Below are 14,849 nucleotides of genomic sequence, written 5' to 3' on the forward strand. Positions count from 1 at the left end.
TATGAGGTAATCGTCAGGTTCACGGTGTGATGAGCGCCACTGTCAATGCCCCTCGGGGCTCCCCCCGACGGACGGTTGTACCCCCTCAAGCTGAGGGAGCCCTCAAGTTCCTGTGGCAGTCTGTGCTCTGCGTCGGACCAGCACCCGGTTTCGGCGCGGAGTTGTTCCAGACGAAGTTGCCAAGGAGTTCCACACGTGACGATCGACGACCGCGACCTCACACCCCGCCCGCTCGAGACCGGACACGCGGCCCGCCGCCAGGCCCGGGCGCTCGCGGACGATCTGCGTGAGGGCACCGCCTACGCCCTCGCCTTCGGCGGGCAGGGGATCGCGTGGCGCGACGCGTTGAGCGACCTCATCGACGGCACCGGGATCGGCCCCGAACTGCAGGACCTCGTCGACTCCTCCGTCGCCCTCACCGAACCCGTCCACGACGAGATCGCGGTGGTCCGGCCCCACGGCTTCCGCCCCATCGAGTGGGCCAACACCACGACCGGCGAGGACGAGGATCACGGCGACCTGCCCGACGAGGCGTCGCTGTCGTCCGCCGCGGTCTCCCTGCCCGCCGTCCTTCTCACCCAGGTGGGCGCCGTCCGCGCGCTCGCCGCCGAGGGCTTCGACGTCAACGACACCGCCCCCGCCGCGGTGGTCGGGCACTCCCAGGGAATCCTGGCCGTGGAGTCGGTCCAGACCTTCGGATCGGTCGACGACCGCCTTCTGGCGGTGGCCGAACTGGTCGGCGCCGCGGCCACCCTGGTCGGTCGCCGCACGGGCCTGTTCCGTCGTGGCGAGGCCAGCCCCATGGTCGGCGTGTCGGGCATCGACGGCGCGGAGCTGCGCGCCCTGGTCGACGAGGTCTTCGCGGCGGTCGACCCCTCGCTGCGGCCCACCGTCTCCATCCGCAACGCCCAGCGACGCCACGTCGTGGTGGGCCGCCCGGACGACCTCGAGGACCTGCGCCGTCACTGTGCGGACCTCGAGGCCGAGTCACGCCGCCGTCGCGAGGCCAAGCTCACCGGCGGCGAGGTCTTCGCCCCCGTCTTCGACCCCCTCGACGTGGAGGTCGGGTTCCACCACCCGGCGATGGCCCCCGCCGTGGACGTCGTGTCCGACTGGGCGGCCCGCTGTGGCCTGGACGTCGCTCGTGCGACGGCTCTGGCCCGCCAGGTCTTCGTCGAGCCCGTCGACTGGGTCGAGGAGATGGCGGAGGCCCTGCACTCCGGCGCGGAGTGGATCCTCGACATGGGCCCGGGCGAGGCCCTGACCCGCCTCAACCGCTCGGTGGTCCGTGGTCAGGGCGTCGGCGTGGTCGCCGCCGCCACCCGCGGTGGCCTGCGCAACCTCTTCACCCCCGGCGCGACCCCGTCGATCGAGCGTCCGTGGACGGCCTACCAGCCCCAGCTCATCACCCTGCCCGACGGCACCGTGCACGTGGAGACCTCGTTCACCCGCCTCACCGGGTGCTCGCCGATCCTGCTGGCCGGGATGACCCCGACCACCGTGGATCCGGAGATCGTCGCCGCCGCGGCCAACGCCGGCCACTGGGCCGAGCTCGCCGGCGGAGGACAGGTGACCGAGGCGATCTTCGCGGAGAACACCCGGCGTCTGGCCGAGCTGCTCGAGCCCGGCCGCAGCGTCCAGTTCAACTCCCTGTTCCTCGATCCGTACCTGTGGAAGCTGCAGGTCGGTGGCAAGAGGCTCGTCCAGAAGGCCCGCGCGGCGGGCGTCCCCTTCGACGGGGTCATCGTGACCGCCGGCATCCCCGAGCTCGACGAGTCCGTGGCCCTGATCGAGGAGCTCACCGAGGCGGGACTGCGCCACGTGAGCTTCAAACCCGGAACCGTCGCGCAGATCCGCCAGGTCGTGCGGATCGCGGCCGAGGTCCCGCACATGCCGGTGATCGTCCACGTCGAGGGTGGCCGGGCCGGGGGACACCACTCGTGGGAGGACCTCGACTCACTGCTGCTCGCCACCTACCCCATGCTGCGGGACCGTCCCAACGTGGTCCTGTGCGTCGGCGGCGGGATCGGCACCCCGGAACGGGCGGCGGACTACCTGACCGGTTCCTGGGCCAACGCCCACGGCTTCCCGGCCATGCCCGTCGACGGCATCCTCGTGGGCACGGCCGCGATGGCGACCCTCGAGGCCACCACCAGCCCGCAGGTCAAGCAGCTCCTCGTGGACACCGTCGGCGTGGACCACTGGGTGGGTGCGGGACAGGCCGAGGGTGGCATGGCCTCGGGCCGCAGCCAGCTCGGCGCGGACATCCACGAGATCGACAACACCGCCGCCCGCGCCGGACGCCTGCTGGATGAGGTCGCCGGCGACGCCGACGCCGTGGCCGAGCGCCGCGAGGAGATCATCGCCGCGATCAACGGGACCGCCAAGCCGTACTTCGGCGATCTCGGATCCATGACCTACGAGCAGTGGCTGCGCCGGTTCGCCGAGCTGTCGCTCGCACCCGCTCCCACCGCCGGCACCGCCTCGGAGTCGGAGGCCGCCAGCGGCCGCTCGGTGTGGCTCGACCCCACCATCCGCGAGCGGTTCCACCGCATGGTGCAGCGCGCCGAGGCCAGGCTGGACGCGGCGGACTCCGGACGAATCGTGTCGGCCTTCCCCCTCGTCGAGGCGATGGAGCGGCCCACCGAGGTCGTCGACGCCCTCGCCGACCGCTACCCGGACCTGGCCACCGCGACCCTGCACCCCGCCGACGCCGCCGAGTTCCTCGACATCTGCCGCATGCCGGGCAAGCCCGTCCCGTTCGTGCCCGTCATCGACGGCGACGTCCGCCGCTGGTGGCGCTCGGACTCACTCTGGCAGGCCCATGACGCCCGGTACGACGCCGACGCCGTGTGCATCATCCCGGGTACCACCGCGGTCGCCGGGATCACCCGGGTCGACGAGCCGGTCGGCGAACTGCTCGATCGGTTCGAGAACGCCACCGTCGACCGCGTCCGCGAGTACATGCCCACCACGCAGGACGTGAGCAGCCGCCGTCGCGGCACCGTGACCACGGCGCAGGGCCCGGTCGCCGACGTGCTCAACGCCCCCGACGTCTCGTGGGCGGGCCGTCTCGTGGTGAGCCCCGTCCACCGCCTCGGCGTCCTGCACGCCTGGGAGATCGACCCGAGCGGCATCGGGTACCACCCGGTCTCCGGCGCGGTCCTCACGCCGGGCGCGGACGGCCGTACCGTCGACCTCACACTGCCCATCGGACCGACCGAGATGACCATCACGATCACCCTGGGTGACGCGGTCGCCACGGGCGCCGCCCCGGTCGTCACCGACGCCGCCGCAGAAGCCGCCATGCGTACCCTTCTGAGCACCGCCGCCGGCGTCGGGCGCGGCGGCGCCGGAGGCACCGCGATCGACGCCCTGCCCGAGGTCTCGGACGGCGTGGCCACGGCCCGGTTCACCTTCGAGCCCACCCTCGCCTCCGACCACACCGGTGTCACCGCCGGCAGTCTGCCCACCTCGCTCATCACCTCGGACGGCGTCCCCGACGCCCTCGTGGGCGCGGCGTGGCCCGCGGTCTTCGCGGTCCTCGGTGAGGCGCGTCGCCCCCGGGGCGGCGGCGGCACAGCTGTCGAGGGAACAGTGGTCGAGGGTCTGCTGGACCTGGTCCACCTCGACCACGGCATCCGCATGCACTCCGCGCTGCCCGCGCAGTCGACCGACCTCGTCGTCGTCGCCCGGTCGGGAGACGTCCGCGACACCGACCTCGGGCGCGTCGTCGAGGTGTCGGTCGAGGTCGCCACGGTCGCCGCCGACGGTGCGCGGTCACCCCTGTGCACCCTGTCGGAGCGGTTCGCGATCCGCGGCCGCACCGGTGGCGCGGAGGTGGGCGATCCGCGGCCCGCCGGCGGCGCCCTGATCACGGCCGAGGGAGGGACCGCGAGCCCGGCCGAGACGAGCCGCCAGCAGCGGGTCTCCACCTCGCTCACCGCGCCGCACGACATGACCGCCTTCGCGCTGGTCTCCGGCGACCACAACCCCATCCACGTCTCCGACACCGCGGCCGACCTGGCCGGCCTCGGCGGCGTGATCGTCCACGGCATGTGGCTCTCGGCCGCAGCGCAACACGCGGTGCAGGCCTCGGACGGCCGCGACCCCGCCCTGCGGATCGCCGGGTGGACCGCCCGCATGCTCGCGCCGGTCCGACCGGGTGACCACATCGCCGTCCGGGCCGTCCAGACGGGTCGGTTCGCCGGCGGCCAGGTCCTCGAGGTCACCTGCACGGTCGACGGGGCCACCGTCATGGCCGCCACCGCGCTGACCGAGGCCCCCCGCACCGTCTACGCCTTCCCCGGCCAGGGCATCCAGGCCAAGGGGATGGGCATGGAGGGGCGCACCCGATGCCCCGCCGCCCGCGAGATCTGGGACCGCGCCGACGCGCACACCCGGAAGGCCCTCGGCTTCTCGATCCTGGCGCTCGTCCGCGACAATCCCACGGAGGTGACCGTCCGGGGCACCGTCCACCGGCACCCCGACGGAGTGCTGTACCTGACGCAGTTCACCCAGGTCGCGATGGCCTGCCTCGCGGTGGCGCAGCGCGCCGAGCTGGAGGCGGACGGGTTGTTCGTCGACGGCGCCTACTTCGCCGGCCACTCGATCGGCGAGTACGACGCCCTGGCCGCCATCTCCGGGACGCTGGAGCTCGAGCCGCTGCTGGAGATCGTCTTCCAGCGCGGATCGACCATGCACGAGCTCGTCCCGCGCGATGCCGAGGGGCGGTCCGACTACCGGATGGCCGCGATCCGGCCGTCCCAGATGGGGATCGGTGACGAGGAGGTCGTGGACTGGGTGGCCGGCGTGGCCGAAGAGTCCGGTGAGTTCATCGAGATCGTCAACTACAACCTCGCGGGCTCGCAGTACGCGCTGGCCGGCACCGTCGCCGGCTGCAAGGCCCTGGAGAAGGCCGTCGAGCGGGAGCTCGAGCGGTCCGGGGGCAAGAACGCCTTCATCCTGGTGCCCGGCATCGACGTGCCCTTCCACTCCACCGTCCTGCGCGGCGGCGTCCCGGACTTCCGGGCCACCCTCGACGCGCTGATCCCGCACGACATCGACATCTCGGTGCTCGTGGGCCGCTACATCCCCAACCTCGTGCCGCGTCTGTTCAGTCTCGAGCGCGACTTCGTGCAGGAGATCGCGGACCTCGTGCCGGCCGACTCCCTCGCGGAGGTCCTCGCGGACTGGGATTCGTGGTCCGCCACCCCGACGCGCCTGGGACGCCTCCTCCTGGTGGAGCTCCTGGCCTGGCAGTTCGCCAGCCCGGTCCGCTGGATCGAGACCCAGGAGTTGCTGTTCACGCCGATCGAGCGCGGCGGTCTGGGCATCGAGTGTTTTGTCGAGGTCGGCGTGGCCAACGCCCCGACCGTGGCGAACCTCGCCTCCAAGACCCTCGACCTCCCCACGCACCGGGGGCCCCGCGCCCAGGTGCTCAACGTCGAGCGCGACTCGGCGACGCTGTACGGCACACTGCCGCCCAGCGTGGAGGTCGACGACGACTCGGTGGACGCCCCCGAGCCCACCGGCGGGTCGGGCGACGCAGGTCCGACCACCCCCGCGGCCGCCGAGCAGGCGGCCCCCACAGACCCCGCACCGGCCGTCAACACCCCCGGCACGGCCGGTGCGGACCGATCAGACGCGGCTCCGGCCGCGGCCGCACCCGGTGCACCCCGCCCGGACGACCTCGAGTTCGGCGCCCCCGCCGCCACCCGCATGCTGGTGGCGCTGCGGACCAAGGTCCGTCCCGAGCAGATCGCGCCCGGTGACTCCATCGAGACGCTGTGTGACGGCGTCTCCTCGCGCCGCAACCAGCTGCTGCTGGACCTGGGGACGGAACTGAGCCTGGGCGCCATCGACGGCGCGGCCGAGGCGGACTTCCCGACCCTGTCCGACCAGGTCTCGCGCCTGGCCCGCGGGTACTCGCCCTTCGGTCCCGTCCTGTCCGACGCTGTCGGCGAGGCGCTGCGTGCGGTCCTGGGCCGCACCGGCAAGCGGCCGGCGTACATCACCGAGCGCGTCACGGGGCCGTGGGAGCTGGGCTCCGGCTGGGCGCAGCACGTGATCGCCGAGATCGCCCTCGGCACCCGGGACGGCGCCTCGATCCGCGGCGGCGACCTGGCCACCCTGGACGCCTCGGGCGTCAAGGACGTGGCCGGGCTGGACGCCCTCATCGACGCCGCCGTGTCCGCCGTCGGCGCCGCGAACGGCGTGGCCGTGGCGATGCCGTCCTCCGGGGCCGGCGGCGGCGGAGTGGTCGACTCGGCGGCGCTGTCCGAGTTCGCCGACGAGATCACCGGAGCCGACGGGGTCCTGGCCCGGGCCGCACGCGGCGTGCTCACCCGCCTCGGGCACCTCGAGCCGGACGCGATCGACCTGCTCGCCCAGGCCGATCCCGACACCGAACTCGCCGACCTGGTGGCCGCCGAGCTGGGCGCCGACTGGCGCCGAGTGGTGGCCCCGGCCTTCGACCCGGGCCGCGCCGTGCTCCTCGACGACCGGTGGGCCTCCGCGCGCGAGGACCTGGCCCGGCTCTGGACGCGCACCGACGTGCCCACGGACGCCGCGGAGGGCTTCCGCGGCGCCGGCGACATCGTGGCCGAGCAGGCCCGCTGGTGGGCCGGGCGGGCCGCCGACGCCCGCCGGGACGCCCTCGCCGTGGCCTACCGGGAGATCGCGGAGACGGCCGCCGAGGAGTTCGTCGGCCGCTACGCGGACGACGTCGCCGTCGTCACCGGGGCGGGCAAGGGTTCCATCGCCGCCGCCGTCACCGGAAAGCTCCTGGCGGGAGGGGCCACCGTAGTGGCCACCACCTCCAGCCTGGACCAGTCCAAGCTGGCCTTCTTCAAGGACCTCTACCGCTCCCACGCCCGTGGCGGCGCGGTGCTGTGGGTGCTGCCGGCCAACCTCACCTCGTACTCGGACGTCGACGCCCTGGTCGAGTGGGTCGGCTCCGAGCACGCCGAGTCGGCCGGGGGACAGACCACCGTCCTCAAGGCTCCGCTCACCCCGACGCTGCTCTTCCCGTTCGCCGCCCCCCGCGTCCAGGGCTCGATGGCCGACGCCGGACCGCGGGCCGAGACCGAGATGCGCGTCCTGTTGTGGGGCGTGGAGAAGCTCGTCGCCGGCCTCGGCGCGATCGGCGCCGACACCGACGTCGACTCCCGCCTGCACGTTGTCCTGCCCGGCTCGCCCAACCGCGGGATCTTCGGCGGCGACGGGGCCTACGGCGAGGCCAAGGCCGCGCTCGACGCCATGATCGCCAAGTGGGGTTCCGAGAAGTCCTGGGCCGAGCGGGTGACGTTCGTTCACGCGATCATCGGCTGGGTCCGGGGCACCGGGTTGATGGGCCACAACGACCCGCTCGTCGAGGCCGTCGAGGCCGCGGGCGTGTCCACCTGGTCCACCACCGGGATCGCCGACGAGCTACTGGACTCGTGCACCCCGGACGTCCGCCGGGCCGCCGGCGAGGCACCCCTCACCGTCGACCTCACCGGAGGGCTCGGCTCCGCCGATCTGGACATGGCCGCGCTCGCCGCGGACCGGCCGGCGGTGACGTCCGAGACCACCACCGAGGACGCGGACGGGACCATCGCCGCCCTGCCGTCGCTGCAGACCGTCACCCCCGACGAGCGTCCCGAGTGGGGCGAGGTCACGCAGGACCTCGAGGACATGGTCGTGATCGTGGGTTCCGGCGAGGTCGGCCCGTACGGCAGCGCCCGCACCCGCTTCGAGGTGGAGACCACCGGCGACCTCAGCGCCGCCGGCGTGGTCGAGCTGGCCTGGTCCACCGGACTCATCACCTGGGAGGACTCGCCGCGCGCCGGCTGGACCGTCACCGAATCCGGTGACCCGATCGACGAGGCCGAGATCGCGGAGCGGTTCCACGACGAGGTCCTCGCCCGGGTGGGCGTGCGCACCTACGCCGACGATTCGCGCGCGGAGATGTTCGACAATGCCTCGCCGCAACTGACCTCGGTGTTCCTGCCGGAGGACCTGTCCTTCGTCGTGGATGACGAGGGCCAGGCCCGCGCGTACCAGGAGGACGATCCGGAGAACACCGTCGTCACCCGAAGCGAGGACGGCGAGTGGACGGTCACCCGCAAGGCGGGCACCGAGATCCGAGTCCCCCGCCGCACCACGCTCACGCGCATCGTGGGTGGCCAGATCCCCACCGGCTTCGACCCCACGGCATGGGGCATCCCCGCCGACATGGTCTCCGGTATCGACCGGGTGGCGGCGTGGAACCTGGTGGCCACCGTGGACGCCTTCATCTCCTCGGGCTTCACCCCGGCGGAGCTGCTGGCCCACGTCCACCCGGCCGACGTCGCCAACACCCAGGGCACCGGCATGGGCGGTATGACGAGCATGCGCTCGCTCTACATCGACGGGATCCTGGGCCGCAGCCGCGCGAACGACACGCTGCAGGAGGCCCTGCCCAACGTGGTGGCCGCCCACGTCATGCAGTCCTACGTCGGCGGCTACGGCTCGATGGTCCACCCGGTGGCCGCCTGTGCCACCACCGCGGTGAGCGTCGAGGAGGGCTTCGACAAGATCCGCGCCGGCAAGGCCGAGTTCGTGGTGGCAGGCGGGTTCGACGACCTGTCCACCGAGGGCATCCAGGGCTTCGCCGACATGTCCGCCACCGCCGACTCCGCGGCGATGGCCGCCAAGGGGATCGACGAGCGCCATTACAGCCGCGCCAACGACCGGCGGCGCGGCGGGTTCGTCGAGTCCCAGGGTGGCGGCACCATCCTGCTGGCGCGCGGCGACGTCGCGGCCCGCATGGGGCTGCCGGTGCACGGAGTGGTGGCCTGGGCGGGGTCGTACGCCGACGGCGCCCACACCTCGATCCCGGCCCCAGGGCTGGGTGCTCTCGGCGCCGGTCGCGGGGGACGACGGTCGCCGCTGGCCCGGGGTCTGGCAGAGCTCGGACTGACCGCGGACGACCTGGCCGTGGTGAGCAAGCACGACACCTCGACCAAGGCCAACGACCCCAACGAGTCGGATCTCCACGAGCGTCTCGCCGCGGCGATCGGTCGCTCCGACGGCAACCCGCTGTTCGTCGTGTCGCAGAAGTCGCTCACCGGGCATGCCAAGGGGGGCGCGGCCGCGTTCCAGCTCATCGGCCTGACCCAGATGCTGCGCTCGGGGACGCTTCCCCCGAACCGGGCCCTGGACTGCGTCGACGACGTCCTGGACCGGCACCGGCACCTGGTGTGGCTGCGCGAGACCGTGCAGCTGGGCGGGGACCTGCCGCTCAAGGCCGGTCTGCTCACCTCGCTCGGCTTCGGTCACGTGTCCGGCCTGATCGCCGTGACGCATCCCGAGGCCTTCCACCGCGCGGTCGCGTCGCAGCTCGGCGAGCAGGAGTCCGAGCGCATCCGCGAGGAGGCGCTGGGGCGCGAGCGGGACGGCGTCCGGCGCCTGACCGACGCGATCTACGGTGGCGAGTCCCTCTACAGCCGTCCCGAGGCCCGGCGCCTCGGTGAAGGGTCGGCCGACGAGGTCAAGGAGCGCGAGGCCGCGGTCCTGCTGGACCCGGCCGCGCGTCTCGAGTCCGACGGCGTCCTCGCGGCCAGCGACTGGCGGTGACCATGGCGGTGCGGGGCGTCGGGGTCGACACGGTCGACCTCGGCGCCTTCGCCGCGTCCCTGGCCGAACCGGGGACGCGGTTCACCAGCGCCTTCTCCGCCACCGAGAAGCGGCAGTGCCGGGAGCGTGCGGAGGCGTCGTCCTCGGATCACTCCACCCACTCCGCCCGGCACCCCGCCCGGCGGGAGGACCGTCACCTGGCAGCCCGCTGGGCGGTCAAGGAGGCCGTGGTCAAGGCGTGGTCCTCGGCCCTGTACGGAACGCCTCCACCGATCGCACCGGACCTGCTGGTCTGGTCCGAGATCGAGACCGTCTGCGATGCGTGGGGTCGGCCCTCTGTGCGGCTCGGGGGCGAGGTGGCTCGGCAGGTCGCCGCGACCGTGGGGGAGGGCGCGCGCTGGCATGTCTCACTCAGTCATGACGGCGACGCGGCCGTGGCGTTCGTGGTACTCGAGGGGCCGGGCACCGGATAGGACCGCGATGCCCGCTGGGTGTGCGATACGCCCCTCGGACCGCGATGCCCGCTGGGTGTGCGATACGCCGTGTGCCTTTCGCTTCGGGTGTGCGAAGCGCCGTGTGCCTTTCGCTTCGGGTGTGCGATACGCCCCTCGGACCACGATGCGCCCGCGTACCTCCGGGGGCGCAGGCGAATCCGAGGGGCGAAGCGCCGCCTGTGCCGACGGCGTCAGTCCGCCTGGGCTTCCTTCTCCGCCAGCCAGAGATACGCGGTGAGCATCCGCTTGAGTTCGGTGACGGTGGCGTCGTGGATGTCCTCGCCCGTGGCGGAACCGGCGCTGACGGAGAAGTTGAGCATCGAATAGGACACGTGGACCAGCACGTCGGCCATGAAGGCGCGGCGCTGCCGTTCGGTGGACGGCATGAGCGGGGCGAGCACGCTGGCGATCATCCTGGCCAGCTCGCGCTCGTTGACCGCGGCGGTGGCTCGAGTGGCAGGGGTGGCCTGCGTGGCCAGCCAGACCGCTCGCCGGGAGGGATCGCGCAGCCACAGATCCGCCAGGTGGTCGAGGAAGTCGTTGAGCAGCTCCGGCCAGTCCAGCGCGGGGATCTTCTGCGCGAAGCGTTCGACCTCCTCGATCACGCTGTGCGCGTCCTGGCGGTCCAGCTCGCACACCAGCACGTATTTGTTGGCGAAGAACTGGTACAGCGTCCCGATCGGCACTCCCGCGCGGGAGGCCACCTCTTCGCAGGTGAACGAATCGAATCCCACCTCGACCAGCACATCGCGGGCGGAGGACAGCAGTGCCTGAAACTTGCGCCGGCTCCTCTCCTGGATGGGCCGGCGCCGGGGCACCAGGATGTTCGGTTCATCCTGGACGGCCTCGTCAACAGAGTCCGGGGTCTGGTCCTGCATCCGCTCGTGCGGTTCGGCCGGCATGGGTGAACTCAGCCCTCCGCGGGTTCGGGCAGGTCCACGCCGAGGAGCTTGGAGAGCATGGCCACGTGACCCTTGGCCCGGACGTTGTACCGGGCCAGGGAGATCGTCCCGTCGGAGTCCACGACGAACGTCGAGCGGATCACGCCCATCACTGTCTTGCCGTAGTTCTTCTTCTCGCCGAACGCGCCCCACTCGGTGAGCATGGTCTTGTCCGGATCGGACAGCAGAGGGAATGTGATGCCGTGCTTGTCCCGGAAGCGCTGGAGCTTCTCCGGCGCGTCGGGTGACACCCCCACCACCCCGATACCGGCCTCCCGCAGTTCCTGGAGGGCTCCCTCGAAGTCCACGGTCTCGGTGGTGCAGCCGGGCGTCAGAGCGGCTGGGTAGACGTACACGACCACGCGCCCGTGCGCGGTGAGCAGGTCCTGCAGCGACGTGGGGTTTCCGTCGGCGTCGGGGAGGGTGAAGTCGGGGGCGGTCTGGCCCACCTCGAGCCGTGGTGTGGTCACCGGTGCTCCTGGAGTCGGGTCGGGGTCTGTGATCACACCAACCTATCCGATGCGTCGGCGCGCGGGCGCGGATCATCGGCGGGTGCAGTACCGTGGGCGGGGTCCAGAATCCGCGGCCAGCCGCGTGACGAGCGATTGACGGAGGTCTCGTGTCCAGGAGTTACGACAGCATCGAAGGCGACATCGCCAAGGCGCGTGACGATCTCGCGACGACGTTGGACGAGATCGTCGACCGGGTCAATCCCAAGAACCTGGCCGAAGAGGGTAAGGAGAGGGCCGTTGCCGCCCTCACCGATCCCCGGGTACTCGCAGTGCTCGGCGGAGTGGCGGCGCTGATCCTCGGCGGCATCTCGGTGTCGATCGCCAACAAGCGCAAGGAGCGTCGTCGCATCGAGGCCTATCTCGAGGCGCGCCGGGCCTGAGTCGGCGCGCCCGGCCCGCGTCCCCGCGCCGGGCCCGCTCACCGGAACCACGACGACGAGAGGCCCTCCCCGACCGGGGAGGGCCTCTCGCTTCTGTGCGCCATCAGGGACTCGAACCCCGAACCCGCTGATTAAGAGTCAGCTGCTCTGCCAATTGAGCTAATGGCGCCCGCGTGGTGCGAGAGAAACAGTAACAGGGCCCCGCCGTCAACACGAAATCGCCTGGTCAGGACGGGGGTAGACGGGCCAGGAGGCGGTGATCCTTTATCAATTCGATATGAAATGCAGTGGCGGACGCATGCATACTTGTGAAGACATCCCTCTGGCTCAGTTCATGGTCGGAAGGGACATGACGCTCGGAAGGGGCCATTAGTGAACGTGCGCCACACGGATCGGACCAGACGCCGGGCCCGCGCCCGGTCGAGATCCCGGATCGCGCTGGCCGCCGTGTTCGCGGGCTCCCTCGTGTTGACAGGGTGCACCATCGGGTCAGGGGGAGCGGACGACGGCCAGGTCGCCGAGGCCCCCGCGGAGCCGTCCGCGGTGATCGACGTCTCCGTGGAGGACGGGTCGCTCGACGCCAACCCCGCGGAGCCGGTGGTGCTCACCGCCAGAGACGGCCGTTTCGATTCGGTGGTCATGCGCAACCCGGAGGGCGTGCAGGTCCAGGGAGAGTTCAACCCGGATCTCACCGAGTGGCGGACCACCGAAGACCTTGGGTACAGCCGCGAGTACACGCTGGAATCCACCGCGACCGACGACGCCGGTCTGGTCACCCGGAGCACTGTCACGTTCAGCACCGTCACTCCCCGTGTCCTCACCGCCGCGTATCTCACGACGGGTCAGGGTGCGACGGTGGGCATCGGACAACCCGTGGCGGTGATGTTCGACGAGCCGATCGCGGACCGTCGCGCGGCGCAGGACAACATCCACATCCGGACCGAGCCAGAGGTGGAGGGTGCTTTCTACTGGGTGTCCAACCAGGAGGTCCGGTGGCGTCCGGCCGAGTACTGGGCGCCGGGAACCACGATCGACGTCGACGTGGACATCTACGGCAAGGACCTGGGCGGCGGGATGTACGGCCAGGAGAACGTGCGCAGCGATTTCCAGATCGGTGACGCGGTCATCTCCCGGGTCGACGACTCGACCAAGCAGATCGTGGTCGAGCGCAACGGCGAGGTGATCAAGACCATGCCCACCTCGATGGGCAAGGCCGACACCCCGACGCCGAACGGCACGTACGTGATCGGGGAGAAGTTGGCCTCCATGGTGATGGACTCCTCGACCTACGGCGTTCCGGTCGACTCGCCGGACGGCTACCGCACCCCGGTGCAGTACGCCACGCGGATGTCGTACAGCGGCATCTTCGTCCACGCCGCGCCGTGGTCCGTCTGGGCCCAGGGCAGCCAGAACGTCAGCCACGGGTGCCTCAACGTCACCACGGCCGATGCGAAGTGGTTCTACGACAACGCCAAGCGGGGCGACATCTTCGAGGTCTCCGGCACGGTCGGCCCCACGCTGCCGGGGTGGGACGGTCTGGGTGACTGGAACATCCCGTGGGAGACCTGGAAGGCCGGGAACGCGGACGCGGGCACCGCCTGACGTGCGCAGCACCCTCAGCAGGAGTGATCGGCGGCCCGGTCGTCGCGTCGACCGGCGGCTCTGAACACCGCACGACCGGGAGCCGCGGTAACGCCGTGGGCGAGGGTGCTGGCCACCACGATGAGGGTGCCCACGCCGAGCAGCAGCGAATCCGGACCCGCCCGGGACGCCTCCTCGGTCAGGTAGAACACCGCCGCGACGCCGACCGGACCGAACCAGCCGAGGAACGCGGCATCGCGAACGCGCAGTCCGAGGGGGCGCATGAGGGCGAGAAGCACCGGCGGACGCCGGAGTACGAGCACCGCGACGGTGAGCAGCACCGCTCCCCACCCCAACCGCGCCCACTCCGCCCACGGCAGCATCGCCCCCAGGGCCAGGAAGAACGGTAGGACCGCGAACTGGTTGATCGCCTCGTCGATCTCCACCTCCACCCGCCTCTCGTTTCCGGCACTGGTCAGGTTGAAGGCCAGTCCCGAGACGAACGCGGCGAACACCCCGTTGACTCCCAGCAGGCCCGAGCAGCCCAGGACCAGGAGGGCCAACAGCAGGGTGAACATGAGAATCGGGCCGTTCTCGGCGGCGTCGTGGCGCTCCGAGAAATGGAGGGCCTTGGCCGCCGCCACCCCGGCGAGAACACCCAACGCCAGGGCCCCGAGAATCTGCCAGCCGATCTCCAGGGCGGCCTGCCCGGCGGTGAGCGGGGTCGCCACGGCGAGCGCGATCACGACGAGAGGAAGGGCCAATCCGTCGTTCGCCCCCGATTCGAGTGAGAGCAGCTGCCGGTCGTCTTCGGGCAGGTCCCGCTCGGCGGCGTCGCCGGTCACCGCCGCGGAGGACAGAACGGGGTCCGTGGGGCAGATCGCGGTGCCGAAGAGCAACGCCACCGCGATGGGGATGCCCAGCGCCCAGATCGCCAGACCGGTGGAGATGAGCGCCATCGCCGGCATCACCACCAGCAGCAGGAGGGCCAGACGCCGCCAGTGACGTCGTATCGCCGAAAAGGGATAACGCAGCGCCACACCCATCACGGAGACGGCGAGAAGGATCTCCGCGCCGCGATGGAGCGTCGAGGGGTCGGCGACGATGTCGGGGACGTCGAGAACCCCGGCGACCGCCGGCCCCAGGACGATGCCGACCCCGAGCGCGATGAGGGGCTCCGACACGGGCCACCGGTGGAGTCGCGCGGACACCGCGACGATCACGACGCCGAGCGCGCCGACCGTCGCGAGCAACAGATCGAGTGTGGACACGTGGCCTCCAGGTCAGTCCGGTCCACCGGAACCCTAGGCAACCCCGGGCGGCCGCGCCATCGGTCCCTCT

The 14,849-nt window shown here is 71.7% G+C and carries 7 protein-coding genes and 1 tRNA gene; 4 read left to right on the plus strand and 4 right to left on the minus strand.

What is annotated here, in order from left to right:
- The first annotated feature begins 195 nt into the window (after positions 1-195).
- The gene (locus CT688_RS05100) at positions 196-9,600 is read left to right on the plus strand and encodes a type I polyketide synthase (RefSeq protein WP_107756015.1); all 9,405 of its coding nucleotides are present in this window, start codon (positions 196-198) and stop codon (positions 9,598-9,600) included.
- Entirely contained in the window at positions 9,597-10,073 is a 477-nt protein-coding gene (locus CT688_RS05105) for a holo-ACP synthase (RefSeq protein WP_107756016.1), read from the plus strand. Before CT688_RS05100 ends, CT688_RS05105 begins: the two co-directional genes overlap by 4 nt.
- A 212-nt stretch (positions 10,074-10,285) precedes the next feature.
- On the opposite strand, the gene CT688_RS05110 is transcribed toward CT688_RS05105, so the two are convergent.
- Positions 10,286-10,996: a TetR/AcrR family transcriptional regulator gene (locus CT688_RS05110; RefSeq protein WP_107756017.1), complete on the minus strand. Its 711-nt coding sequence runs from the start codon at positions 10,994-10,996 to the stop codon at positions 10,286-10,288.
- A gap of 8 nt (positions 10,997-11,004) precedes the next feature.
- Positions 11,005-11,505: a peroxiredoxin gene (locus CT688_RS05115; RefSeq protein ID WP_107756018.1), complete on the minus strand. Its 501-nt coding sequence runs from the start codon at positions 11,503-11,505 to the stop codon at positions 11,005-11,007.
- Between the two features lie 149 nt (positions 11,506-11,654).
- Between CT688_RS05115 and CT688_RS05120 the strand changes: the two genes are divergently transcribed.
- Entirely contained in the window at positions 11,655-11,927 is a 273-nt protein-coding gene (locus tag CT688_RS05120; RefSeq protein WP_107756019.1) for a DUF3618 domain-containing protein, read from the plus strand.
- A gap of 96 nt (positions 11,928-12,023) precedes the next feature.
- Here the strand turns inward: CT688_RS05120 and CT688_RS05125 are convergent.
- Positions 12,024-12,096, minus strand: a tRNA-Lys gene (locus CT688_RS05125).
- Positions 12,097-12,299: 203 nt separating this feature from the next.
- Between CT688_RS05125 and CT688_RS05130 the strand changes: the two genes are divergently transcribed.
- Positions 12,300-13,529, plus strand: coding sequence for an Ig-like domain-containing protein (locus CT688_RS05130; RefSeq protein WP_182612954.1), 1,230 nt, complete (start codon positions 12,300-12,302; stop codon positions 13,527-13,529).
- Positions 13,530-13,543: 14 nt separating this feature from the next.
- On the opposite strand, the gene CT688_RS05135 is transcribed toward CT688_RS05130, so the two are convergent.
- The gene (locus CT688_RS05135; protein WP_107756020.1) at positions 13,544-14,779 is read right to left on the minus strand and encodes a cation:proton antiporter; all 1,236 of its coding nucleotides are present in this window, start codon (positions 14,777-14,779) and stop codon (positions 13,544-13,546) included.
- Positions 14,780-14,849: the final 70 nt, after the last annotated feature.

The sequence above is a fragment of the Dietzia sp. JS16-p6b genome, from assembly GCF_003052165.1.
Lineage (GTDB): Bacteria > Actinomycetota > Actinomycetes > Mycobacteriales > Mycobacteriaceae > Dietzia.

What these genes read in the sequence shown, in the direction of transcription:
- CT688_RS05110 (WP_107756017.1), bottom strand. Translation starts at nt 10,996, where the DNA reads ATGCCGGCCGAACCGCACGAGCGGATGCAGGACCAGACCCCGGACTCT.